This window comes from Arthrobacter sp. Soil764, from assembly GCF_001428075.1.
GTDB lineage: Bacteria > Actinomycetota > Actinomycetes > Actinomycetales > Micrococcaceae > Arthrobacter.
This window is the reverse complement of the sequence record NZ_LMSI01000020.1, coordinates 353015-378500: the sequence shown is the minus strand read 5'-3', so window position 1 is coordinate 378500 and position 25486 is coordinate 353015. Positions and strand designations below refer to the sequence as shown.

Annotated in this window: 17 protein-coding genes; 5 read left to right on the top strand and 12 right to left on the bottom strand. The window is 62.7% G+C overall.

Annotated elements, in window-relative coordinates; genetic code table 11:
- Window positions 1-125: 125 nt before the first annotated feature.
- The 6 genes from ASG86_RS13095 to glf are packed head-to-tail and all read right to left on the bottom strand — an operon-like array spanning window position 126 to window position 8899.
- A complete protein-coding gene (locus tag ASG86_RS13095; protein WP_156386184.1) occupies window positions 126-2030 on the bottom strand; it encodes a DUF6541 family protein in 1905 nt (634 codons plus the stop codon).
- 4 nt (window positions 2031-2034) lie between these two features.
- Window positions 2035-4074, bottom strand: a complete 2040-nt coding sequence (locus ASG86_RS13090) for a DUF6541 family protein (protein WP_056334876.1) — start codon at window positions 4072-4074, stop codon at window positions 2035-2037.
- 25 nt (window positions 4075-4099) lie between these two features.
- Window positions 4100-4852: an ABC transporter ATP-binding protein gene (locus tag ASG86_RS13085; protein WP_056334874.1), complete on the bottom strand. Its 753-nt coding sequence runs from the start codon at window positions 4850-4852 to the stop codon at window positions 4100-4102.
- A 1-nt stretch (window position 4853) separates the two neighbouring features.
- Entirely contained in the window at window positions 4854-5723 is an 870-nt protein-coding gene (locus ASG86_RS13080; RefSeq protein WP_056334871.1) for an ABC transporter permease, read from the bottom strand.
- Window positions 5724-7715, bottom strand: coding sequence for a glycosyltransferase (locus ASG86_RS13075; protein WP_056334867.1), 1992 nt, complete (start codon window positions 7713-7715; stop codon window positions 5724-5726).
- Window positions 7712-8899, bottom strand: a complete 1188-nt coding sequence (gene glf, locus ASG86_RS13070) for a UDP-galactopyranose mutase (RefSeq protein ID WP_056334865.1) — start codon at window positions 8897-8899, stop codon at window positions 7712-7714. The genes ASG86_RS13075 and glf overlap by 4 nt, the downstream gene beginning before the upstream one ends.
- 217 nt (window positions 8900-9116) lie before the next feature.
- Between glf and ASG86_RS13065 the strand changes: the two genes are divergently transcribed.
- Window positions 9117-13202 carry an FtsK/SpoIIIE domain-containing protein gene (locus ASG86_RS13065; protein ID WP_056334862.1) on the top strand — a complete coding sequence of 1362 codons (4086 nt, stop codon included), beginning with the start codon at window positions 9117-9119 and terminating at the stop codon, window positions 13200-13202.
- A 55-nt stretch (window positions 13203-13257) separates the two neighbouring features.
- Here the strand turns inward: ASG86_RS13065 and ASG86_RS13060 are convergent, their stop codons facing one another.
- Entirely contained in the window at window positions 13258-13749 is a 492-nt protein-coding gene (locus ASG86_RS13060) for a hypothetical protein (protein ID WP_056334860.1), read from the bottom strand.
- Window positions 13750-13979: 230 nt separating this feature from the next.
- Between ASG86_RS13060 and ASG86_RS13055 the strand changes: the two genes are divergently transcribed.
- A complete protein-coding gene (locus ASG86_RS13055) occupies window positions 13980-14228 on the top strand; it encodes a WhiB family transcriptional regulator (RefSeq protein WP_015937605.1) in 249 nt (82 codons plus the stop codon).
- Between the two features lie 146 nt (window positions 14229-14374).
- On the opposite strand, the gene ASG86_RS13050 is transcribed toward ASG86_RS13055, so the two are convergent.
- The 4 genes from ASG86_RS13050 to ASG86_RS13035 are packed head-to-tail and all read right to left on the bottom strand — an operon-like array spanning window position 14375 to window position 22720.
- Window positions 14375-15841: a sensor histidine kinase gene (locus ASG86_RS13050; RefSeq protein ID WP_056334857.1), complete on the bottom strand. Its 1467-nt coding sequence runs from the start codon at window positions 15839-15841 to the stop codon at window positions 14375-14377.
- A 27-nt stretch (window positions 15842-15868) separates the two neighbouring features.
- On the bottom strand, window positions 15869-20722 hold the full coding sequence (locus ASG86_RS13045) for an NAD-glutamate dehydrogenase (protein WP_056334853.1): 4854 nt from the start codon (window positions 20720-20722) through the stop codon (window positions 15869-15871).
- A gap of 55 nt (window positions 20723-20777) precedes the next feature.
- Complete coding sequence (locus ASG86_RS13040) at window positions 20778-22082, bottom strand: AAA family ATPase (RefSeq protein WP_056334848.1); 1305 nt, start codon at window positions 22080-22082, stop codon at window positions 20778-20780.
- The gene (locus tag ASG86_RS13035) at window positions 22079-22720 is read right to left on the bottom strand and encodes a hypothetical protein (RefSeq protein WP_056334846.1); all 642 of its coding nucleotides are present in this window, start codon (window positions 22718-22720) and stop codon (window positions 22079-22081) included. Before ASG86_RS13035 ends, ASG86_RS13040 begins: the two co-directional genes overlap by 4 nt.
- Before the next feature lie 153 nt (window positions 22721-22873).
- On the opposite strand from ASG86_RS13035, the gene ASG86_RS13030 reads away from it, so the two are divergent.
- The gene (locus tag ASG86_RS13030) at window positions 22874-23089 is read left to right on the top strand and encodes a helix-turn-helix domain-containing protein (protein ID WP_018768505.1); all 216 of its coding nucleotides are present in this window, start codon (window positions 22874-22876) and stop codon (window positions 23087-23089) included.
- Here ASG86_RS13030 and ASG86_RS13025 read toward each other — a convergent pair.
- Window positions 23086-23664 (bottom strand): hypothetical protein, encoded by a 579-nt coding sequence (locus ASG86_RS13025; RefSeq protein ID WP_056335518.1) that lies wholly within the window; start codon window positions 23662-23664, stop codon window positions 23086-23088. The two genes, ASG86_RS13030 and ASG86_RS13025, sit on opposite strands and share 4 nt — an antisense overlap.
- A 138-nt stretch (window positions 23665-23802) precedes the next feature.
- On the opposite strand from ASG86_RS13025, the gene ASG86_RS20550 reads away from it, so the two are divergent.
- Entirely contained in the window at window positions 23803-24711 is a 909-nt protein-coding gene (locus ASG86_RS20550; protein WP_156386182.1) for a LysM peptidoglycan-binding domain-containing protein, read from the top strand.
- A 207-nt stretch (window positions 24712-24918) separates the two neighbouring features.
- Window positions 24919-25422 carry an Rv3235 family protein gene (locus ASG86_RS21020; protein ID WP_235565174.1) on the top strand — a complete coding sequence of 168 codons (504 nt, stop codon included), beginning with the start codon at window positions 24919-24921 and terminating at the stop codon, window positions 25420-25422.
- The last annotated feature ends 64 nt before the right edge of the window (window positions 25423-25486 follow it).

Below are 25486 nucleotides of genomic sequence, written 5' to 3'. Positions count from 1 at the left end.
CGGGCTCGCCGCAGGGGTTGTGCTTACAAGCTGGCATCCGCGTGCTTTCTCCACCCCGCACCCGAAGCGTGGGCTTCCCAGGTCCTGTCGCAGGCGGCAGGCCGGTAACGCCCTGGGCAGGAAGCCTACGAATCAGCACAAGCCGTAACACGCAGCAGCCGTGCCCCTCCGGACTGCCGCACTACTTCTGCAACACCCTTCGTATCCAGCCCCAAAAGGCCGTCATATGGATGGCTTCCGCCGCCAATTTCTTCTTTGCCAAAGTCCAGGACATACCGGAGGCCGAGCCTGTTGACGGCGCCGCACACTCTCGGGTCCCACCGCGCATCGTCAAGCTTCCTGTTGACGATATCCACGTCGGCGGGGGTAGCCGACAACATATGAAGTTGCAGAGTCTTCCGTGCACCAAAAGTGTAAGCGAGGGCAGTCCCAGTCCAAGGATTCCCCGCAAGGACCTCGCCGTCGGGAACCAGAGACGGCAACTCGTCCAAAAGCTCTTTTTCATCGCGGCTCAGGAGGGGTGACGCTTCCGTGAGGGAGTACTTGTCCTGGGCCGAGTAAACCTGATGCAGGATGTTTGATGCCTGCCCTATCAGGAAGACGAGTACAAGAAGCACGGCAACCGAAGCACTGCGGAAGCGTCTGCCCTTCCACGCGAGTAACGGCTGCAGCCTGCTGGTAAGCGCGACGATCGCCCAGGAAACTACCGGCACTGCTGCAAGCGGGAGCAGGGCGGCCAGCCTGTACGGGTCCGCGTACCAAGGGCCTGCAACCGTTCTCCGGAATGGAAGCGCATCGATCGATGCCACATTCACAAACAGGTATGCCCCAACTGCAAACAAACCTGCTACCCAGCGCCTTTCCGGGGTCCTAATGAGGTAGAAAAGCCCCATCAGCATGAACACCGCGATGATTGGCGTGGACGCCTGTCCAAGTGGTGCCACCATGATGGCTTCCCCAATGGCCTGCGCGCGCATCTCAACGGGGTTCCAGTATGACGACGGATCGGGACGAACGAACCTCCAGAGCACCAGCGTGAACGCCATGGCAGCCCCGGCACCAACGACCAGATAACCGCGGCCGCGCAGTCCTGCCGCGTCAAACCACTTCCTCCACAGGAATACCAGGAACACCGGCCATGTGAAAGCAACGAGGGAATGCAGCGCGCTTGGATGGGCGAGAGCCAGTCCCGGTAGGCCAAGGCACAGCAACAGGGCTGCCGAGGAGGGAACCAAGTCAGGAACTGCGGAGACCCGGAGCAGTTGAACCATGAGGCCCAGCGCCCCTGGCAGCATGGCTACTGCCAGATGGTTCGGGTACAACACGCCAAAATCCAAAAGGAGCAGCGGAAAGGCAGCGAAGGCACCGGAAGCCACACCAGAGACCACAGGAAGAAGACCGGATGCCCCGAGCAGATGGCGGCAGAGATAAATGCAGCCTGGAACCCAAATTGCCGTGGCGATAACGGCGGACACGGCAAAGATGGCAATCGGCGCAGCCTGGCCGCTGAGTGCCATGGTGAGACTGACGACGCCGTGCCAAGCCGCTGGATAGAAGGCGGATCCGTTCAACTGCCCCAGCGTGAGACTGGAAGCTGAACCTGTTTCCTTTATCCATGTCAGGGCATTCAGGTGAAATACGTCGTCAATTGTCTGGGAAAACGCTCCGGGATGTCCCCAGGCTGCCACCAGCGTGGCAGCAACCAGGAGGGCGCCTAGTCCGATACCGGCTGTTGAATATCGCGGCCAGTTTCCCTGGACCTGGAGTGCGCCGGACGGCACCAGGACACGGGCAACACTCACGATGACGCAAGCAATCAGCGCGGAGCCGAAAAATTGGGGGCCACCCCACGGAATTCCACAGAGACCGAGAGCCACCGCTGAAACTGCGACGACGGATACGCTCAGCAAAGGAGCAGCCACCAGCAGCCCTAGCCCGCGAACCTTCCATGTCCAGCCCATCACGAGCCCCGGAAGAAATATCACGGCAAGAGCCGCTAATGCGGCCGCCGAAGCGGACAACCACTCCACTTTCTCACTGCCCCTGTTCTTTATTCGCCATTGCCGAATCGGCGCCGCCGCAGACGTCAAGCTTCAGTAGACGCGCGCCGCCTTCCTGATCAATGACGTGCGCAACGCCCGCTCTGTCCAGTCCCAGAAGACCGTCATAGTTCTCGTGCCTGAAATTACGGAACTCCCTGGTTCCAAAATCGAGCACGTATCCCACGTTGAGGCGGTCAACTGCTCCGCAGACCTGTGGATCCCGTCGGGCTTCACGCAGCTTTGCGTCTACCGTCCTCATGTCGTCGTTCACCGTGGACAACGTGTGCAGTTCTGGCGTGCGTCGACCCGTGTAGGCGTAGACGAGTGAAGCTCCTGTCCATGGATTAGCCGCAATCACGGCGTCTTTCGGAACGTGCGCAGCAACGCGCATGAGCAGGCGTTCTTCGTCGGTACTTAGGAGCTCGGACTGGTTGGTCTGGTTATATCCGTTCTGTGCATCCCATACGGCCATCCTCATATTTCCCAGCTGGCTCTCGGCAGCGAAGAGGAATACGAAAACGATCAAAACTACGGACTGGAGGGACATCCGCGGGGACTGAAGACGGCCAGCCAGTGCTGCAATGCGCAGGAGTCGGCGTTCGGCTGCTCCCCCGTGCATGGCCTTACCCACCAACCGCATTGCGCGCACCAGGAACCAGTCGAATCCAACGAGAACAATCGGCGCCATGACGACAGGCAAGAGAGCGGCGACGCGGAACGCATCGTTATACCAAACGCCTGTGATGTACTCGCGGAACGGCACGCGATCAAAAGAGGAAACAGCGATAAACAGGAACGCTGTTATGCCAAACAAGGCCAGGAGCCAACGCAGCCGGGCCGTCCTTGTCACGATAACAAGCCCACCAAGAAGGCCCGCCGCGATGAATAATCCGACAGCACCTCCCATGGGTGCCCCAAGAAATATTTGCCCCAGAGCCTGTGCCAGGGATTGAACGGGTGGGCCGATGGAGTCCACGGCCTCTGGCCGAAGCGCGCCCCATAAGGCAACGGTAGCCGCGCCGGCCAAAACCAGGGCCACCACGACGATGGCCCTCGCACGCTGCTCGGGCATCCGGGCCAGAAAGCATTGGGCCGCACGTCGATGTGCCATGATCACCAGCGGCCAACCCATGGCGATCAGTGCCATAACGGCACCGGGATGCGCCAGCGCGATACCGGGTGCACCGATGATGAGGCAGAGGAGAGCAATCCCCTCAAATTGGCCCTTGCGGTCCGACGAGAAACCGAGCATCCGCACGAGCAGGGCAAGGACGAGCGGCAACAAGGCTGTTGAGTAGAGATTGGGGTACAAAACACCCCACATGGCCAGAAGAATCGGCTGGGCGGGGAAGGAGGCAGCGACCAGGCCGGCCAGGACACCGACCCTCGGCGATCTGGGGCACACCTGTCTGGCAAGGAGGAGTACGGCTGCGGGCCAGACTGCTGCCGCCGTGACAATGCATAGGGAGGAGACTGCAACCGGGACGGATACGCCAGCAAATTCAACAATCAAGGCACCCAGTGTGTGCCAGGCTGCGGGGTAGAAAGGAATTCCCGTCATTCCACCCAACTGCAAGGACGAGCCGGAGCCTGTCTCCACGATGTAGCGGATGGCGTTCAAGTGGAAGATGTTGTCCGCAGTCTGCGAGATATGTTGTGGTTGTCCAAACATGCGCATGAATTGGATGGCAGCCACGACTGCTCCCAAACCCAGACCGATAATGTCTGTTCGTATGCGCCTCTGGTAGCCGCCGCGAAAGTCTGACGGCGTGCTCCCGACCAGTCGGCCCACCACTGCCGCCGCAGCGGCGGAGACCAGTGCGGTGATGATGAAGCCGTTCTTGTCCCAACGAAGGCCAAGCAACTGGAAAAGGATAGGACCGACGGCCACTATCGTAGTCGTGAACAGCGGTGCCAACGCATAGAGCGTAATCCCCCGAAGCCGTAGTCCCCATCCGAGGAGAGCACCCGGGACAAAAACAATGGCGAAGGCAACAAGGAGCGACGGGACTGCGGGAAGCCACGTCAACATATGGCTTCCTCACACATGAATGGGGTCATGCTTCCAGGCTCCGGCCGCGGAGTTCCCCAACGACCTCGTGCACTTCGCCGTCCATGACCACCTTGCCGTGCTCGAGCAGGACTCCGCGCTCACAAATCGTGGCCACCAGGTCGAGATCATGGCTCACAACGAAGAGGGTCTTGCCCTTCTCAGCCAGTTCTTTGATCTTGGCGATGCACTTCCGCTGGAACGGCTCATCACCAACGGCGAGAATTTCATCGATCAGGAAGACTTCGGGATCGGTATGGACTGCGATGGAAAAGGCCAGCCGCAAGTACATACCCGATGAGTAGAATTTGACCTCGGTGTCGATGAATTCTCCAATTTCGGAGAATTCCACGATCGAGTCAAACATGTCGTCTATCTGCTTCTCGGACATGCCCAGAATGGCACCATTGAGGTAGACGTTGTCCCGGCCGCTGAGGTCGTGGTGGAAGCCGGCTCCTACTTCGATGAGCCCGGCTACCCTTCCACGGGTTCGAACGCTGCCGCCGTCTGGCTGCAGTACCCCTGAGATCAGTTTAAGCAGTGTGGACTTGCCTGAGCCGTTGAGCCCAAGGAGTGCGACGGTTTCACCTTTTCGCACTTCAAGGGACACGTCATTCAGTGCCAGGAATTTTTTGGACAGGTCGCCTTTCCGGCCCTTCACGAGCCACACCAAAGCCTCTTTGAGGGAGCGGGTATGCCGCAGGACGAATTGCTTACGGACGCCAACACAACTGATGGCGACGGGGCTGAGCGAAGTCATCTCAGAGCTCCTGGGCAAAGTGGACGGAAAGCCGGCGGAACGTCAACTGCCCCAGGAAAAGCACCCCAAGGGTCACGAGCATCGACACCGGCAGCCAGAGGGTAAACAGATCAGGGGGAAGCGTGCCGCTGACAACCTGGTCGGCCTTGAGCGTGGGCTCCCAAAAAGCCCAGTGGAATACCTCTACGGCAGTTGTCATGGGGTTCAGCTGGTATACCCAGTACCAGGGCCCCATCACACGCTCCACCATCGACCAGACATATAACACCGGTGATGCCCAAGTGACCACCATGACGATCATGTCAACGATGTTCTCCGAGTCACGGAAGTAAACGTTGACGGCCCCGAACATCAGCCCCAGCCCAGTGGCGAGCACGGAAACCATGATGAAGATCAGAACAACTGCGGCCAGCTGCAGCACTGACGGAGCCCAGCCCACGATGAGACACGCAGCAATCAGCACGATCAATTGCGGCAGGAAATGGGCCGCAGAGACCCAAACGGTTGCGACGGGGAAAAGCTCCCTCGGCAGATAGATCTTCCTGATGAGGTCCCGGTTGTCGACGATGGACCGCGTCGAGTTGGACAAAGCCTCGGTAAAGAAGTTGACGAGAACTATGCCGGCGAACAGGTAAATCGCATAGTTGGGCGTTCCGTGCTCGAGATTGAGGAAGATGCCAAGCGCGATGAAGTAGATCAAGAACTGCATGAGCGGCTTTACATACGACCACAGCAGCCCAAGTACCGACCCGCGGTAGCGGATCTTGATCTCCTTGCGCACCAGCAGCTTCAACAGGAAGCGGTCACCGTATACATCCAGCAGGCCGCGGCCACTTCCGGGCCTGACGAACCCGTCACCCATCCCGGCCATCTAGTTTCCGTTCCTGAGATCCAGGCCAAAGGTCTTCTTCCAGGCCTCGATTGAGGTGATTTCCGGGACGGCGGTCCGGTACTGCTCAGCCAGCTTGTCCCAATCGCGGAACAGCCGCAAATGCAGTCGACTGGCCTCCGCCAACATGGACTTGAGTTTCTTGGGGTCCCGTTTGTACCAGGACGCACCGGTCCCCTCAGCATTCGAGACGATGACACTGTCGTAGTGGGCAAGCCTGAACCAGCGGTTGTCGCGGTGTGCCAGGAAGCCTTGGGGCCGCTCTGCGTTCTCCGGTGCCGGGCTCTTAACCAATTGCCGGGACACTGTCTTGATCCCCCACGACACCAGCTCCTTCTTGGCGGGCATGCCGATAGGAGCCCCGCTCATGGGGCCCCGGCCCAACTTGGGAGCCGGAAAGTCATCGACATTTTCCTTGAGCTGGGCGTCGGAGTAGCGGGCTTTCAGCGCATTGATTTCCGGCAGCTTCGAAGCAAGCGCCCCGTGCAGTTCCGCGGGTCCCTTGAAAATGTCCCGGAGCGCTTCAATCCTGCCATGCTGCGTAAAGTACTGCATTGACACGAGGTGCTTTACGTCCGCCTGCACTGATTCACGAAGAACGCGGCCGCCCTTTGGGTAAGGACTATGGATCAGGGTTGTGACCAGTCGGTTGCGTTCGTGGAAGTAGGCTTGCCAGCCGACCATGTCATCCTTGTCTGCCCACGAGACGTGCCAAACAGCCGCACCGGGAAGGGAAACCGTAGGGTAGCCGGCTTCCTTGGCGCGAAGGCCATATTCGGCGTCATCCCACTTAATGAAGAGCGGCAGGGACAGACCAATTTCCTTGATCACTTTTGTAGGGATCAAGCACATCCACCAGCCGTTGTAATCGACATCCACTCGCCGGTGCAGCCACGCTGTCTGCCGAAGGTTGGCGACGCCGAAGTCGTGGCGGAGCTCCATGTCCGCATGCGGCTGTGCGGGCACGATACGGAACGGGTCCACGACCTCTCCGAAGGTATGCAGCACGCTGCGGTTGTAGAGGTCGAACATATGCCCGCCGATGATCGCCGGAGTGCGGCACCGGTCGGCGAAGGTCAGCATTCGGCCGATGCTTTCGGGCTCCATGAGAATGTCGTCGTCAAGGAGCAGGACGTAGTCGCTGCCGTTCTCCACAGACTCGTACATGCCACGCGCGAAACCGCCTGAACCGCCGAGATTCGGCTGGTTAATGATGCGCAGCCTGCCTCCCAGGGAGGCTTCAACCTCGGTAAATCCTTCCTGGTCCTCCACCTTGCTGGTGCCCTGGTCGACGATCAGGATTTCCTTGACGTTTGCAAGGGCCTCCGGATTTTCCGCGAGGATTCGAGCATTATTCAGGCAAAAGTCAGGCTTGTTCATTGTGGTGATTTCCAATGTCACCTGGCCACTGCCACGGGGCGCCTCAAAGGTCTCCCACTGACCGCTTTGCAGGACCAGGTCCGTGGAACTGGCCGCAAGATCGAACCAGTACCACCCACCGTCACCGAAGGGCTTGAGTGAGAGTTCGAAGACGGAGGTTGCTTCTCCATCGACGTGCTGACCATCGACCCGCTGCACTGAGCCGCGGGCATTCGACTTGTAGACGGTGACGGCGCCGGTCCCTGACGTCTTGACCACAAGCCGGATATCACGCACTGAGGTCCAGCGCCGCCAATAGCTGGCCGGAAACGCATTGAAGTATGTTCCGAAGGAAATCTGTTCACCGGACCGGACACGCATGGACTGCCTCGAAAGCAGATCCTCAAACCGTGCTTGGCGGCTTCCGGAACTGAACATCTGAAGCTTTTCTTCAGGCAGCTTCGGTGTACGGGCGAGTTCGTCATTCTCACGCAGACGGATGCCGCTTGCGGGACCTGCATCCACGTACAGCGGGATGGTGTCCGTCTGGTCGGGGGACGGGAGGATCACTCTCTGAAGAGCGCTCCATGAGGATGACTCTTCAGGTGCAGTCATGCGTCCACGCCTCCACTTTCCAGCTTTACTCCGCTTTCAAAATGCGGCTTGATCTTGTTATCGAACATGCTCAGCGCGGATCCGATCGCCATGTGCATGTCCAGGTACTTGTAGGTGCCCAACCGGCCACCGAACAGAACGTCTTTTTCGGCCGCGGCGAGGTCGCGGTATTTGAGCAGCCGCTCCCGGTCCGTCGAGGTGTTAACCGGGTAGTAAGGTTCATCGCCCTTTTCCGCGAAGCGTGAGAATTCGCGCATAATGACCGTCTTTTCGGTCTGGTAGTCGCGCTCAGGGTGGAAGTGGCGCGGTTCGATGACACGGGTGTAGGGGACGTCCTCGTCGTTGTAGTTGACGACAGAGGTGCCCTGGAAGTCCTCCATGTCCAGGACTTCTTCCTCAAAGTCGATGGTGCGCCAGGAAAGGTCGCCCTCCGTGTAATCGAAGTACCGGTCCACGGGCCCCGTGTATACCACGGGAATGTTGCCCACAACTTTGTTCTTGCTGTACTCGTGCGATTCGTCAAAGAAGTCTGTATTCAGGCGGACCTCGATATTCGGGTGCTCCGCCATCTTTTCGATCCACGCGGTATAGCCGTCGGTGGGCAGGCCCTCGTACTTGTCATTGAAGTACCGGTTGTCATAGTTGTAACGCACGGGAAGCCTGGAGATGATGCCGGCCGGCAGGTCCTTGGGATCCGTCTGCCACTGCTTGCCGGTGTAATGCTTGATAAAAGCCTCGTACAGTGGCCGGCCAATCAGCTGGATGCCCTTGTCGTTCAGGTTCTGCGGGTCCGTTCCCGCCAGTTCCCCCGCCTGCTCCTGGATGAGCTCCCTGGCCTGGCCAGGTGTGAGGTTCGCCCGGAAGAACTGGTTGATGGTGGCAAGGTTAATCGGCAGCGAATAGACCTCGCCCTTATGGACGCCATAAACCTTGTGCACATAGTTCGTGAAAGTGGTGAACCTGTTAACGTACTCCCACACCCTCTCATTCGAGGTATGGAAAAGGTGGGCACCGTACCGGTGGATCTCGATCCCGGTCTGCTCTTCCCTTTCGCTGTAGGCGTTGCCCCCGATGTGGTGGCGCCGGTCGATGACGACGACCTTCAAGCCGAGCTCAGTGGCGGCCTGTTCTGCGATTGTCAGGCCGAAAAAGCCAGACCCTACGATGACGAGGTCAGCGGTCACAAAATCTCCTGGTTCGAATGCGGGCAGCGCAATGTTACGCATTTGTCTGCTGCTCTACCCTACCCGAGGGAGCGTACGACCCGTCGAATCCGCATGCCCCCTGTGACCCGGCCCACATGCTGGCGTCAGCCGTTATCCACATAGGCGTAGAAGCCAACGCCAAGCGTTGCGTCCGGTGTCTAGCGTGTAGCTACATGCACGAAGGAATCGACAAGTCATGACGCTTAATTGCACGCTGGTTGGCGGCCCCGGGTCACGTCCCCAGCCGCCCGTGGAGCTGTCCATTGATGCACCCGCCGGCGCGGCGGGCCACGTCATTCATGAGCAGTTGGTCCGGAAGTTCGACGTGGGCGCGGTCACGGTGGATGGGAAGGATCTGCGGTCTCTGGTCCTCGGTGTGCCGCCGCTCGTGGAGGCGGCGATCCTCGTCGACGGCGGCACCGCCCCTTCGGGCCGACGGCTGCGGCGCCAGCCCAGTGCTGATGCGTCCCCTCCCCTGGTCCTCGCCATCGACAGCGGGGCAGCAGCGGGAACTGTCGTGCCGTTACGGCGTGGCACTTACACCATCGGCCGAAGCGGCACGCGGATTGTCATCTCCGACCAGGAGCTGTCCCGCGAACATGCGCGTCTCGTTGTTACTGACACGAAAATCATGTTGGTTGACCTGGACAGTGCCAACGGCACGTACGTGGACGGTCAAAAGATACGGAGCGCCATCGTTTCGACGGACTCGACCCTAAGATGCGGTCAGTCAAGCCTGTCTCTGGTATTTGCAGATGTGCCGGGGAAACTCCTGGCGGATGCCGGAAAACCGGTGGCTGAACCGATCGTGGTTCCCGGTCATCCTGACACAGGAAGTCGAACGCTGATCCTTCTGACCGCAGTCCTCCCGCTGGCCCTGGGAGTGCTGCTGGCCGTTCTCACAGGAACGTGGATGTTCCTTGCCTTTTCCGCGGCTTCGGTATTTGCGGCCCTGGTGCCCGCTGTCAGCGGGCGGCGGCAGAGGCGGGCACTGTCAGCCGCTGTGACCTCAGCTGTTGCGGAAGACAGGGAACGCCGACGGCGGTGCGCCCCTCCGCTGTCCATCGTCGCCTTGGCAGCCCAGAAGGCCAACGGGATGCCGAGTGCGGGCTCCCCGGGCCAGCAAGTATGGTTGCGGCTGGGCCAGGGAGAACAGCCAGCCAATATCAAAGTGGAACCGGCTGGCCCGGCCGGGACAGTCCCAACGGCGGGAACCGTCCCTGTCGTGCTCGACCCTGCCCGCGCGCTCACCATAATCGGCGGCCCCAGGTTTGCCATCGATGGCAGCCTCCGTTGCTGTCTCATGCAACTGGCGGGCTACCCGCGCTCGGACAATGTGCAGGTCCTCGTCTATGGCCCGCCGGGAGCCCTCCCCCTCGCAGCCCGGTATTTACCCAAAGTAACGCTGGCTGCCACGCTGAATGCCGTCCTTCATGTCCTGAACAGCTGCCATCAACAGGGCTGCGAGCGCGGCGTCCTGTTGATTCGGGGGGACAGCGTCGCAGCTGCGGCTGAACAGGCGGTGCGTGAAGCAGCGCTGCAGAGGGGGTGGCAGGTTCTTCATTTCCTGCCTGAGGACAGGGAATCACCCGCACCGGATATCTTCCTGTCCGAGCGCAGGTCAACGCTGGTGCAGAACCACCGGGAGATTGTGTTTGTCCCGGACCTGGTGCCGGCCGAGGTGTTCACCGCTTTCTGCCGACGCCTGGCAGACTGCCGGCACCAGGACAAAGAACAGCGAAGCGGCCTTCCCGCTGCATGCAGCCTGGACGAAGTCCTGCCCCTGACGCTCGCCGCCACCGCTGACCGCTGGAACTCCAGCGCCAGGATTGAGGGGCTGCCCGTACCCGTGGGGGTGAGCACCTCCGGAACGAAGGTCCTGGACCTACTCGCCGACGGCCCCCATCTGCTGGTGGCGGGCACAACAGGCTCAGGGAAGTCGGAACTGCTCCGGAGCCTGGCCCTCGCGCTCGCCCTGACCTACCCGCCGGACCGGGTCAACTTCTACTTCATCGACTTCAAGGGCGGTTCAGGTCTTGATCCGCTGAGCAGCCTGGTTCATTGCGTGGGACTGCAAACAGATCTTGCCGCCGACGAACTGGATCGAACACTGAGGTCGCTTCGGGCAGAAGTGCGGCTCCGGGAGCGGTGCCTCGCCGCGGCCCGCGTCCCTGATCTCTCCACATACCGCTCCACTGCGGCGGCCAGAGATTTCGTACTCCCCCACTTGGTCATCGTCATTGATGAGTTCAGGATGCTGGTTGACGATGCGCCGGAAGTTCTCCGCGAGCTGCTGCGGATAGCGTCAATCGGCAGGTCGCTGGGCATCCACTTGATCATGGCCACGCAGAGACCGCAGGGAGCTTTAACAGCTGACATCCGCGCAAACGTCACTTCAAGCATCGCCCTCCGAGTGCAGTCCGACATGGAATCCGTGGACATCGTCAACTCCAAAGACGCCGCGGCCATCAGTGTTGCTACTCCCGGCCGCGCCTTCCTGGCACGCGGAACGGAAGCGGCCGGCGAGTTCCAGACGGCGTCCCTGTCGTCCGCTGCCGGAGGCATACAGCCAATCGCCGTTACCGTCCACCGGACAACGGATTACCTTGCCCTCCAGGGAGGCGGCCCCCGCGGTGGCCGGGCCTCCATACCCACCCCTGCGCAGGCAGTGGAACCGCTGGCTGCACTGGTGAAAAGCCTGTGCACTGCGCAGCAACAGGCCGTGCCGAGAAGGCCCGTGGCTCCTCCCCTGCCGGACGCACTGGAAGAGCCCTCACGGGACGGGCAAACCATGAATTCAGGAAGCCCGCCGCCCCTGTCCCTGGAACCCGAAACGCCGGCGGGGCAGGTGCGTCTTGGCCTGATGGACGTGCCCGAGAAACAAAAGCTTGAGCCCCTTGTTTGGAGCCCTGCCAGCCACGGCCACGCAGCATTCATTGGCAGCCCCGCATCCGGAGCCGGATCGGCCCTGGAAGTGGCCGTCCTTAAACTGATGGCCGGCCCCGACCAGGCCCACTTCTATTTCCTGGACTCCGCCGGGAGTTTTTGCCCGGTTGCAGGTGAGGCCCGGGTGGGCGCGCATGCCGGACTCCACGACCTGCGGCGCGGAGTCCGTATTCTGGAGCGGCTTGTCCGTGATCTGGGGCAGCGGCTGGGCCAGCCCGCCTCCGGGCAGGTACCACTCATTCTCGTGATCGTCGGCTGGGGCTCCTGGGTGTCGGCTTTCCGGTCCGGACCGCTGGCCTGGGCGGAGGATCTGGTTCAGGACCTCGTCAGGGACGGCGCCAGGGCAGGTATTACGGTTGTGGTCCATGGGGAGCGCGAGCTTGTAACGGCCAGGTTCTTTGGCGCCATTCCCAACCGATTCTTCTTTCCCGCCGGTTCCAGTGAGGAAAGCCGGGCGATGTGGCCCCGGGTGCCTGCCATGCCGGCCGTCCGCGGCAGGGCGGCAGCCTTCGGTCCTGTGGCGGGTGGCGGCCCGGTTGCTTGCCAGTTCTACCGCAACCCGATCCGGCGCCCTGCCGCAGCTGGAAGCGGGTCCCAATATCCGCCGGCCGCATCGCCGCCCTTCCGTGTTGAACCGCTCCCCGCGAAAATCACCGTGGGGCAGGTGGCAGCGTTCATGGAGGAGGCAGGGCTGCAGCACCCGGCGGTGCAACGCTTTCCCGGGAAGGATGGAGCGGATGGGGCAGGGCGTTCCGAAATCCCGGAACCGCACCGCTGGCAGAGCGACGCCTTCCTGGGAGTTGCCGGCGATGAGCCCGCTCCAGCGTCCCTGCGGTTGCCCGGCCGCGGCGTCGCCGTAATTCTTGGCAACCCGGGAAGCGGCAAAAGCAATACCCTGCTCGCACTGGCGGCACTCAACCCGGCGCAACAGTGGTGCACCTCTCCCATGCCGGCAGAGGCCACGGGAGATTTTTGGAAGGACCTGCTGGTGCAGGCGGAGGGCGGCAGACTGTCGCCGAAGACCGTGCTGCTGGTGGACGACGTCGACCAGCTTGCCCCGCCTGCGCTGAACGCTCTGGAGCAGTTGAACGCCTTGGGCCATTCCCTGGTGGTCACCGCTGCTTACAGCCCGTTGCTCTTCCAGCGCGTTCCGCTGGTCATGAACGCACGGGCTGCCGGAGCCGGGCTTCTGCTGGGTCCACGTTCAATGGCTGACGGCGACCTGTTTGGGGTCAGGTTTGACGTTGAGGCCCAACCCCCGCCGGGACGTGGCGTCCTCATCTCAGGCGGGCGCTCCTGTCCCCTTCAGGTGGCGTGGTCGGGGGCCTCAGTGTAAGCACGCCTCGACCGCGTCGAACGTACACGGGCTGGCCGGCAAGGCATCGGGCAGGTCAAAGAGCAGGGGGTGCACTTCCTGTCCGCGAGGCATGGTTGATCACCCTGTTGGAGAACAGGAGAACAATGGCAATGACGGCGGGGACCACCATGGCAAGCCCGGCAAGCATCAGTCCGCTGGTGATGGCAGGTACTCCCACGCTCAGAAGGAATAACTGGGCCACCAGCGCAGCCGCCCGGGTCCATCGATAGCCCCGGTAGAGAAAGACTGACACTGCAAACAGCCAGGCGGAAAACGCCAGCAGGAGGCCCAGGGTGAAGACGGCACCCCAGAACGACAGCACAGGGCTCCCGCTGAGCAGCTCATAGGCGTACCAGCCGGCCGCAACCAGGAGGGCAGCCGCCTCCGCAGCAGCGATAAGCGCCACCACCTTGGCCGCCGCCGGAACGGTCTCCGAGCCCCCGTCAGGGGAACGTTCTCCAGGACCGTTCCCCGGCTCGTCAGGAGAGGCTGGGGCACCTGCTGGGTTTACCGGGGGTCTTGACACACTGGCACCCTACCCGACATAGTCGGACACTGGTGAGGGCGGGAGCTGCCACTGTGATGCATCGCTCAGGTTTCGACGGATATCAAGCGTTATTACCCCTTGTTTACACCGCGTTAACATGACAGGCTTGATGAAGATGACCAAGGGGGCCCAGAGGGCCCTTTTCCTTTGTAGCCACTAGTGAATAATTTCACAAAGGGCTTTTCCCAGAAATGGAGCAACTGATCAGCATGGATTGGCGTAACCGCGCAGCGTGCCTCGAGAAGGACCCGGAACTGTTCTTCCCCGTCGGGAATACGGGACCGGCCCTCCTGCAGATCGAGGAAGCCAAGAGTGTCTGCCGCCGGTGCCCCGTAGTGGACACCTGCCTGCAGTGGGCCCTTGAGTCCGGCCAGGATGCCGGCGTCTGGGGCGGCATGAGCGAAGACGAGCGCCGCGCACTCAAGCGGCGCGCCGCCCGGGCACGCCGCGCCTCCTAGATAGGCCCCGCACCGCCCGGCCGCAAGCCCGGGTCCAAGCAACCCCATGACAGAGGCCCCTGGACGATCCACGTTGGATCGTCCAGGGGCCTCTGTTTGTTGTTGTACTCCCCAGGCCGGCCGGCCCTCAGGCCCACCGGTACCGCCTACTTGCCCGCCAGGCTGAGCCGGATCTTAACGTCGGTCCCGCCGCCCTCGCGGCGCTCCCAGGTGATGGTCCCCCCAAGCTCGCTGGTGACGAGTGTCCGCACAATCTGAAGTCCGAGGCCCTCAACGTGCGGAGTATGTGGAAGCCCCACTCCGTCGTCGGCAATGGTCACTGTCAGCTCTTCGCCGTCATCCCCCTCAGACCGGTCGGCAACAAGCCAGACTGTTCCCGCCCGCCCCTCAAGTCCATGCTCCACCGCGTTGGTGACCAGTTCATTTATGACGAGGGCCAGCGGGGTGGCCAGATCACTGGGCAGCTCGCCGAATGTACCGGAGCGTTCCGTCCTGACTTGCTGGGAGGGGGAAGCCACTTCGGCAGAAAGCCGGAACTGGCGCCCGATCAGTTCGTCGAAATCAACGCTCTGCGTTAGGCCCTGAGACAAGGTTTCGTGGACCAGCGCGATCGTGGCCACACGCCGCATCGCCTGCTCCAGGCCCTGCTTCGCTTCGTCGCTGACCATGCGCCTGGACTGCATCCGCAGGAGGGCAGCTACGGTCTGGAGATTGTTCTTGACCCGGTGGTGGATCTCCCGGATAGTGGCGTCCTTGGTCACCAGTTCCATCTCGCGCCGGCGCAGCTCGGAGACGTCGCGGCAAAGAACCAGGGCCCCGAACCGCTGCTGCTCGTCCCGCAGCGGTATGGCCCGCAGGGACAGGCTGACCCCGCGGGACTCGATCTCGCTGCGCCATGGCATGCGTCCGGTGACCACGAGCGGCAGGGTCTCATCGACCATGCGCCGGTCCTTGAGCAGGCCGGCGGTCACCTCGGCCAGGGAGCGGCCTTCCAGGGATTCGCCGTCACCCAGTCGCCGGAAGGCCGAAACCCCATTGGGACTGGCATACTGCACCACGCCATCGGCATCCAGCCTGATCAGGCCGTCGCCCACACGGGGGGCACCGCGGCGGGACCCGGTGGGTGAGGCGAAGTCCGGCCACAACCCCAACGTGCCCATCCGCAGGAGGTCATAGGCGCACTGGCGGTAGGTCAACTCCAGCCGCGACGGCATCCGGGAGCTGGAGAGGTCCATGTGGGTGGTGACCACCGCAAGGGTCCGGCCATTGCGGACCATTGGAACCGCCTCCACCCGCAACGCCATCTCGCTGTTCCAGTTCGTCTCACTGGACCGCTCGATGGACCGCGAGTTCCATGCCTTTTCCACGAGCGGCTGCAGGTCGGAGCGGATTCCCTCTCCCACAAAGTCGCTGTGGAACGCGGTGTGCGTGGTGGAAGGCCGGACGTGGGCCAATGCAATATAGCCAAGCTCCGGGTGGGGGAACCAGAGCGCCAAGTCGGCGAACGCCAAGTCCGCGACCATCTGCCAGTCCCCCACCAGGAGGTGCAGCCATTCGGCATCGCCCGGCCCGAAATCAGCATGTTCCCTGATGGGGTCCGTAAAGATTGCCACTGCACCTCCATTTGCGACGCCGGATTGCTAGCGTCGGACGATTGACCTCAAGAGCCTCAATGCTACCGACAGTGAGGCCATGTCGTCGGCCTCCAGTGCGTTCACCTCGTCGAACATGCTCTTTGCCCTGCCCAACTGCTCGGCATTTTGTGCTTCCCAGTCCTTGAGCCGTGCATCCGGCGAGTCGGCGGCGGCCGTAGCGTCCAGCACCGCCGTCGTCATGTCCGACACGGTCGAGTACAGATCGTCGCGCAAGGCGGCCCGGGCCAGTGCCTGCCACCGGTCCTGGCGCGGCAGGCTGCTGATCCGCTCCAGCAACGAGTCGGCGTGGAAACGGTTGAACACCGTGTAGTAGACCGCGGCAATCTGCTCCACCGGGTCTTTTCGGGTCCGGGCAATCTTGGCAATATCCAGCAGGACAAAGCTTTCGAACAACTCGGCCCAGCGCAGGGCAAGGCCTTCGGGGAGTTGCCACTCGCGGCCCTTCGCCAGCCACTCCGCCACCCGTTCCCGGTCGTCGCCGCGCAGGTAGCCCAGCAGCCGGGCCCGCATCGGATCCATGAGCGGCTTGAACTCGGCCACCACATCGGCGATGGGACGTGAAACGCTCTCCTGGCTCAGCAACCAGCGGACGGCCCGGTCCAAAAGCCGGCGGATGTCCAGGTGGACCGTGCTCCAGTGCTCGGTGGGGAACGAGGCAGGCAGGCTGTTCAACTCGCCCACCATCGCGTCCAGTTCATATACCTCGCGGAGGGCCACGAACGCCTTGGCGACGGCCACTTCGCTGGCCGACGTCTCCTCCATGACGCGGAAGGCGAAGGTGATTCCCCCGAGGTTGATCATGTCGTTCGCCACCACCGTGGCGATGATCTCGCGGCGCAGCGGGTGGGTGTCCAGCTCCGCGTCAAAGCGTTCGCGAAGCTGGTGCGGGAAGTATGAACGGAGCGTCTGCCGGAACCATGGGTCATCGGCAAGGTCGCTGTCGCGCAGCGCCGTTGCCAGCTCGATCTTGGCATAGGCGGCCAGCACCGAAAGCTCCGGTGACGTCAGGCCCTGCCCCTGCTGCAGCCGGTCCCGCAGCATCGCCGTGGTGGGCAACGCCTCCAGGTCCCGGTTCAAATCGGCGCTCTTCTCCAGCCAGTCCATGAGCCGCTCGTAGCTCGGGCTCCACTCCGCCACCCGGGTCCGGTCGTTGAGCAGCAAAATGTTCTGGTCGATGTTGTCTTCGAGGACCAGTCGGCCCACCTCATCGGTCATGGAGGCGAGGAAGTCAGCCCGATCCGCAGCCGGCAGCTTGCCCGCAGCGACCATCCGGTCAACGAAGATCTTGATGTTCACTTCGTGGTCGGAGCAGTCGACGCCGGCGGAGTTGTCGATGGCGTCGGTATTGAGAATGACTCCCTGCAAAGCTGCCTCGATGCGGCCGCGCTGGGTCATGCCCAGGTTTCCGCCCTCGCCCACCACCTTGACGCGCAGGTCCCGGCCGTTGACGCGGATCGCGTCGTTGGCCTTGTCGCCCACGGACGCGTTGGACTCGGAGCTCGCTTTGACGTAGGTCCCGATCCCGCCGTTGTAGAGCAGGTCTGCAGGTGCCAGCAGGATGGCACGCAGCAGATCCGGAGGGCTGAGTTCAGTAGTCTCCGCCGGGAGCCCCAGTGCGGCCTGCACCTGGGGGGACACGGGGATGGATTTTGCCTGCCGCACGAAGACTCCGCCGCCTTCGCTGATCAGGGACTTGTCGTAATCGTCCCAGGAAGACCTGGGCAGCTCGAACAGTCTCTGCCGCTCCGCAAACGAGGATTCCTCGTCGGGGTTGGGGTCCAGGAAGATGTGCCGGTGGTCGAATGCTGCGACCAGCCGGATGTGCCGGGACAGGAGCATCCCGTTGCCGAATACGTCGCCGGACATGTCCCCCACGCCCACCACGGTGAACGGCTCGGTCTGGGTATCCAGGTCCAGTTCACTGAAGTGGCGTTTGACGGATTCCCAGGCTCCGCGTGCCGTGATGCCCATGGCCTTGTGGTCGTAACCCACGGAGCCGCCGGAGGCGAAGGCGTCGCCAAGCCAGAAGCCGTACTCCGCGGAGATGCCGTTGGCAATGTCGGAAAAAGTAGCCGTTCCCTTGTCCGCCGCGACCACAAGGTAGGAGTCGTCGTCGTCATGCCTGACAACGTTCGACGGCGGCACGAGCCGCTCGCCGTCGCCTTCAGTGAGGAGGTTGTCAGTAAGGTCCAGCAGTCCGCGAATGAATGTCTTGTAACTTTCCACGCCTTCAGCCATCCAGGCCGCGCGGTCCATGGTGGGATCGGGAAGCTGCTTGGCGAAGAACCCGCCCTTGGCGCCGGTGGGCACGATGACGGCGTTCTTGACCGTCTGCGCCTTTACCAGGCCCAGGACCTCTGTCCGGAAATCCTCCCGCCGGTCGGACCAGCGCAGCCCGCCACGGGCCACCTTGCCGAACCGGAGGTGCACACCCTCAACGCGCGGGGAGTAGACCCAGATTTCGAACATGGGCCGCGGGAAGGGAAGGCCTTCGATCTGCGCGGGGTTCAGCTTGAAGCTCAGGTGCGACTTGTCCTGGTAGAAGTTGGTGCGAAGGGTGGCCTCAATGAGGTTGACGAAAGTGCGCAGCACGCGGTCGGCATCCAGCGTTGCCACCTTCTCGATGGACACTGCCAGCTCCTGACGCACGGACTCCTGGGCCTCGGACCGGTCTTCATCGCTCAGGGCCGGATCAAAGCGGGCGGCAAAGAGTGCCGTGAGACCTCGTGTCACGTCGGCGTTTGCAAGGAGCGTGTCCGCCATGAAGCCGAACGAGCTGCTGTTGCCCATCTGGCGCATGTAGCGCGCGTAGGCTCGCAGGACAGTGATCTGCCGCCACTGCAGGCCCTCCCTCAGCACCAGCCGGTCAAAGCTGTCCGATTCTGCAGCGCCCGTGACAGCCGCGCCGAAGGATTCGGCAAGGAGCTCTCCCGTGGAGACGGGGTCCACCCCGGCCGGGTACTTCAGTCCAAGATCGTAAAGGAAGAAGTCGCGGCGGTCTGCTGTTTCGATTTCAAAGGGCCGTTCATCCAGGACCTCGAGTCCGAGGTTGTGGAAATACGGCAAAATCTGGCTCAGGCTCTTGGGCTCCAGCATGTAGAGCTTGACCCGGGCATCCTCCTCGAGGGTAGCGCCGGCGCCTTCCGGAAGGTACACGTGCACACCGGGACGGTCCTGCCGCTCCCCGGACTTCCGCTCGGCGGCCGCCCCGTACTTTTCAAAACGCGCTATATCCTCAAGCGCGTCCTCTACTTCGTAGTCCACCCGGTAGCTGGCAGGGAACGCCTCGGCCCAGGTAGCGGCCAGTTCCTTTGTTTCGGCGGGATCCCGCCCTTCCCGGAGGACTTGGGCAATACCCTCACTCCATGACCGTGCGGCCCGGACCAGCCGCTTTTCCAGCTCGTCGGTGTTGACATGGCTGACGTCGGCGTCCTTAGGCAGCCGGATGCGGAAGAACAGCCGGGCGAGCGCCGACTCCGTCATGCGGGCTTCGTAGTCGATTGAGACCGCCTGGAACGTTTCCCTCAGTTCCTGTTCGATCCGCAGCCTGACGTTGGTGGTGTAGCGGTCGCGGGGCAGGTAGACGACGGCGGACATGAACCGGCCGTAGATGTCCGGCCTCAGGAACAGGCGCGTGCGCCGCCGTTCCTGCAGCTTCTGGATTCCCAGCGCGGTGGCGGCGAGGTCGGGAATTTCGATCTGGAAGAGCTCGTCACGGGGGTAGGTTTCCAGGATTCCCAGGAGATCCTTGCCCGAGTGCGAGTCCGGCGGAAACCCTGCGCTCTGCAGCACGGCGTCCACCTTCTCGCGGACGATGGGAATATCCAGGACGGAGCCGGCATAGGCACTGGTGGCAAAGAGTCCAATGAAGCGGCGCTCGCCATTGACATTACCCGCGGCGTCGAAGCTTTTGACGCCGATGTAGTCCAGGTAGGCCGAGCGGTGCACCGTGGACCGTGAGTTGGCCTTGGTGATGACAAGGGCGCGCTTTTCCCGCGCCTTTTTCCGGCCGGTGTCGGTGAGGTGCTGGATGTGGGGGGAGTCGGCGGCGGCGCGCAAAAGCCCGAGGCCGCTGTCTTCACGCAGTTCGAGGACGTCTTCACCGTCAACGTTGAGCAGGTCGTATTCGCGGTAGCCCAGGAACGTGAAGTTCCCGTCGTCGAGCCACCGCAGCAGGTCCTTGGCCTGCCGCAGTTCGGCAATCTGCGCCGGATGGGCCACCTGGTCCAGGCTTTCCGCAATTTCGCGGGCCTTTTGGCGCATCTTGGGCCAGTCCTCGACGGCTGCCCGCACGTCTTTCAGGACGCGGGTAAGTCCCTCAAGCAGCGACGCTTTGACGTCGTCCGGGACGCGTTGGATTTCGACGGCGATCCACGACTCCATGTGCGAGGCGTTTTCGCCCTGGGCAATGAGATGGGAAAGGTTTGGCATTGCCGCTGTGTCGCCGCTTGAGATGCCCAAGTGCGCGGGGACCCTGTTGACCTTGACCAGTTCGCCTGTTTCCCGGTTCCGGGTTGCTACGAAAAGAGGGTGCACCACAAGCTTAATGGCCGCGTGCTGCCGGACAAGTTCTGCATTCACGGAGTCGACGAGGAACGGCATGTCGTCGGTGACGACGAAAATGACGCTGCTGTCCTCTTCATCGACGATCGAGATCTTTGCCTGCCCGGGCTGCCGGACGGACGCTGTCCGCCTGTGCTCACCGGCCCGGGACTCCAATACGTCCCGGGAGTAGCTCCGGGCATCCTCCTCAGCCAGGTGCTGGTAGTAGTCCCCCATGAAACCTTCAAGGCCTTCAATGGAAAGGGGCTGGTCCTCCACACTGGATCCAGACGACATCAACAACGCCTCCATCAGAGATATTCGCCGCACCTTTGCAGCTCTTATGGCGAGCCTAGTCCTTTGCTCTTCGCCTCGGTGTGGAAGAAAATACAGATGATTTCCCTTTTCGCTGGTCGGGTGCACAAACGAGCTCCCGGATGGCATGCCGAAGGGTCGAGCCGGGGGACGCTTCGAGCAGCAATGATCCTGCCAGGAGGGCTGCGTCTGCGGCTGCGGGGTCGTACGGCAGGAACGCCTTAAGTCCGGAGGCGGGGCCATACCTTTCCCAGGCATCCCGCAGTTGACGCTCCGGCTCCCTTCCAACCGAGGAGGAACGCACCTTGTTCATGATGACGGTGGGCGACGCCTGCGGGACCACTCCTTCCAGTTCGGCAAGTGCACGGACCATCCGCGGTACGCCCACAGGATCAGCAGCTCCCACGGCATAGACGGTGTCAGCCAGTTCCAGCGGGCGCAATGTGGCCGCATTCCGCCGCGGCGCCATGGTGTCAAAGCTCAGTTCCTCATCCGCCTCAAGACAAAAGCCGGCATCCACCACCACAACGTCCGCGATCTGCCGCGCCCGCTCAAGCACCAGCGCCAAGGCAGGCGCACGGAGCTCAGTCCACCGATCGGCGCGGGTTATGCCAGTCAGCACCCGGAATGTCCCGGCTGTGGTGGCGACCGTGGCGGCCACCTTACGCAGAGCGTCCGCGTCCAGCAGCCCCTGGTCAGCAAGCCTGCACGCCTGGGCAAGCCCTGCTGACTCGTCCAGGAGACCCAACACTGCCGCCACACTGGCGCCGTACGTGTCGGCGTCGACCAACAGGACCCCCCGGCCGTCAGCTGCCATCTCACCGGCAATGTTCACCGCAACGGTTGTCCGTCCCGGGGATCCGGCGGGACCCCAGACAACGATCAGCTCCCCGGCTCCGGACCCCTCCGTATCCAGTTCAGGCACAACGGGATCTGTTGCCAGCGCAGCCCCGGTATCGGCCGGCGAGCTGAGGCTGGCCGGACGAAGCCTGCCCGTCAACTGGGCGACGGCGTCGGCGATCCTGTCCGAAAGCTCAGCCGACTCAACCCCTGTCAGCGCCGGGACGACACCGATCCTGTGGAGCCGGGCTGCCTCCTCCGCATTATCAGTCAGGGCGACGATTGCCACGCCAACAGCTCCCAAACGGTCGACCAGGGAAGCGCTCAGCCCCTCGGACCCCTCGGCCACGACAGCTGCCCTTGCCAGCCCACTCTGGCAGGCGGCAAGCAGCTCGGGAAGTTCCGCACACCGTCGAACCACGGTGACCGGGCCGTGGAGTCGTTCAAGGCCACCTACCAGGTCCTCACGGCTCTGGCCTACGGTGACAACGGGGATGCTCATCGGGCGCCACCCGGGTTCCACACCACGGATATTTTCGCCTCGTTTGCCTGCGCGCCGAGCAAAGCAGGCATCTGCTTGTCCTCCACCAGCACCATCAACACGATGGTCTTCGACGATCCAAGGGCTGTGGATCCGGTGGTGACCTCCGCAATTTCCGCCCCGGGAAGGATCAACCTGGGCTCGCTGAATCCATTCTTCGCATCCGGCTGTGCCACCCAGACATCAACCCGGGCACCGGCAACTGCCTGTGAGGGCAAAGTCTGCTCGAGGTTGAGGGCTACAGGCTTCCGGTCCAGCCGATCCACCTGCCCAAGGCTTGCCCTGGGGACCAGTTGGTCCTTCCCAATCCTTTGCACGGCGACAACGTCCTGGGGCAAGCCGGCCTCGGCGGTGATGTACTGCTGTTCAGTGTCGCCCAGCCGGACCTTGGCACGGACAACATTCTCTGGCGTCAGGCGCTCGCCCACTCCAATACCGTCGCGCGCGGCGAACACCTCTGTGGTCCGGTCTGCACTGCCCACAAGGAAGATGACTCCGGCAACCGATACCAGGACCAGGAGCACTCCCACCAGCAGCCGGGGGTCCTTCCACGATGGACGCTTTAGCCGTGCTGCAGTGGCACTTGAATCAGGAACCATACCGTTCTCCCCCTGGGTACACCGGACCTGCCCACGCCGGCCGGACTTCCTCATTGTTACTGCAAGCCCCGGGGAACAAAAGTCATTTGTTTAAATGCCGTCAATCTGTGGATAAGAGCAACAAACTGAACCACTTGATGGCAAAATGAATGCATGCCCAGGTTCCTCACACTCGCGGACGTCGCGGAACAGCTCCAGATCAACTCCCCTGCCGCCTATGCCCTGGTTCGCAGTGGTGAACTGAAGGCCATCCAGGTGGGCGGGCGCGGGCAATGGCGGGTCGAAGAGAAGATGTTGGAGCAGTACATCGAGGAGCGCTACGCCGAGGCCAGCCGCATGATCCAGGAGTCGCGCTCCAAAAGCGTCTAACCCATCTGGCCCGCATCGGTTTTCTGGGACCTGATCATTGACAGCGCCGTGAAGGGTATGGCTGAAACCTGGGCCACGCTGCGGTTCCGCCGCGGCTCGCCGGGAACCACCGCGGCCAAGTCGATGTAGTCCCTGCCCACCCGGTCAATGACGCCGGCCAGCCGCACGGATCCGGCAGCGCCACAGATCGTTACCGAGACCTCCGCCCGGTCGCGGGCCAGGCCCCGCAGGGCGTGCGCGAGGCCTATTGAGCGACGCACCTGTGAGTTCTCGGCCCGCGCCTGCCTGCCCAGGCCCACGTAGCGCATTGCGGCCGCATACGGAATGAGCACCTGGTTCTGATCGTCATCCAGTACCAGCGCATCCGCTCCCGCATGCGTCAGTTCACCACGCACCATATCGCCGCAGCTGAGCTGGACGCTGATCCGGCAACCCACCGCCGCGCGCAGCCTGTCCTCAAGGGGCAGGCTCACCATCTCAACCCGCGTCCGCTCGTTGACCTCGGTCTCGAGCGCCAGCCGGTCTGCCTCCGCAAGCTGGCTTTCCATGTCATTGAAGAGTGCATCCCAGCGCATTCCGCCAGAGTAGGGTTCTTGGCCACGCCCGTCAATGCGCATTCTTTTTCATTCCAGCGTATGGACAAATCCCTTGGAAGCGGTTCAGACTGATGCAAGCGTTATCAAACAACATCAAACGACGTCAAAGGGGTAGTAATGGCTCGTTCGGCCAAGATCAGGTGGTGGGATGCAGGTATGGCGCTGGCCCTGCTGATGCTCGGCATCCTGCTCTGCGTCTTCGCGGCGGGCCTGCTGTCCCAGTGGCAGCAATCCAGTGCGCGGCACCAAGGCGGATCGGTGGATGTCCTCCTGGGCGGGGCAACAGCCGTTGCAGGCATTGCCCTTCTGCTCTGGTGGGCTGTCTCAATCCTGAGTGCCTCTGCTTCCGTTTTGTTGGAGCGCCTGGGACGACGCCGGGCCGCGGCGGCCGCGCGAAGCCTTTCACCGGCTTTTATGCAGCGGGCAGTGGTTGCCGCACTCTCACTGCACCTCGTGACAGGTGTCGCCGCCAATGCGGGGGTAATAAGCACGCCTGGGCCCGAGTGGACACCAACACAGGCACAAACGGCGTCCTCCGCCCCGTCAAGCGCGGTTGCCCGCCCCAATGTTCCGCAGCCCACCGCCAGAAACAGCCCCGGTGGCGAACAGGTCCAAAACCAGCGACTTCCGCATGAAGTACCGCCAGCAGGCAGCGTAGGCCTTTCGCCGGGGTGGGAACCGGGCACCCCACCAGCCCTTACCGGGCCCAGCCCCGGATGGCAGCCGGCTCCCCCAGTGGTGGAACCGGGCCTGCTGGCCGCACCGGATGCCAGGACCGCGGCCGGCCCCAGGTTGGGTCGCAGTGACACCGCAGCCATCGACAGGGGCGGCCAGACGATAGAAGTGACCGTACTCGCGGGCGACACCCTGTGGGACATCGTCGGTGCCCATCTGGGACCGGAGGCATCGGACGTCGACGTCGCCCTTGAATGGCCACGGTGGTATGCAGCGAACCGTGCAGTGATCGGCGGGAGCCCGGACGTCCTGCTGCCGGGCCAGATACTCCACGCGCCGGCAGTTCCGTAGCCGCTGCCCCTCCCCGCCGGCCAGCAGCCGCTCCGAAGGCCGGACCAGCAGCCGATGCCACCTGACATCGCCCACCCTGCCCGGCCGGCGAGGCCCCGGCACCCGCCAAAGCAATCGAACCAATCGAACCAATCCAACCAATCCAACAAAAGTCAGTCGAAGCAACGGCCGGCCGAGTTACAAGCGAATCCAACCAGGGGGAACACCATGACAGCAGTGACACCCGTCCGCGCCTTTGAAGGGCTGGCCGCAAAGGCCAGGCAAGCAAAGAGCAGCCCCATCAAGCCCCGGCCAGTACCGGCGGCACCCCCTGCGGCCCAGCCTCACGGGGCAAACCCGCCATCCCTCCGGCCCGTGAGTGAAGCCGCGGAAGTGAGGGCCATTATCCGGGGGACGGTCCAGGCATCCATGGAAGTCCTGGCCGGAATACGTCCCATCCACCAGTTGGCGCGGCGCCTGGATCCGCGCTGCCTTGCATCGCTGCAGCACCGGGCGGCCCTGATCAGGCGCGAACTCACCAGGACCGGCAATCCCTCACTGGCCAGGCTGCATAGGAATTCAACAGTCCGCTCCGTACGTGTCTGCGAGGTAGCCGACGGAATCTATGAGGCCAGCGCCGTGGTGGTGGATGATGTGCGGGCCCGCGCCGTCGCTGTCCGCCTTGAACGCAGCAAGCAGGTGTGGCGGATCGTCGAACTTGTCATCGGCTGACGCTCCCCTTGGAAAAAGACCGGACGGATTAGTAGCCGTGGCAGGCCAGATGCGGAGCGGGCAC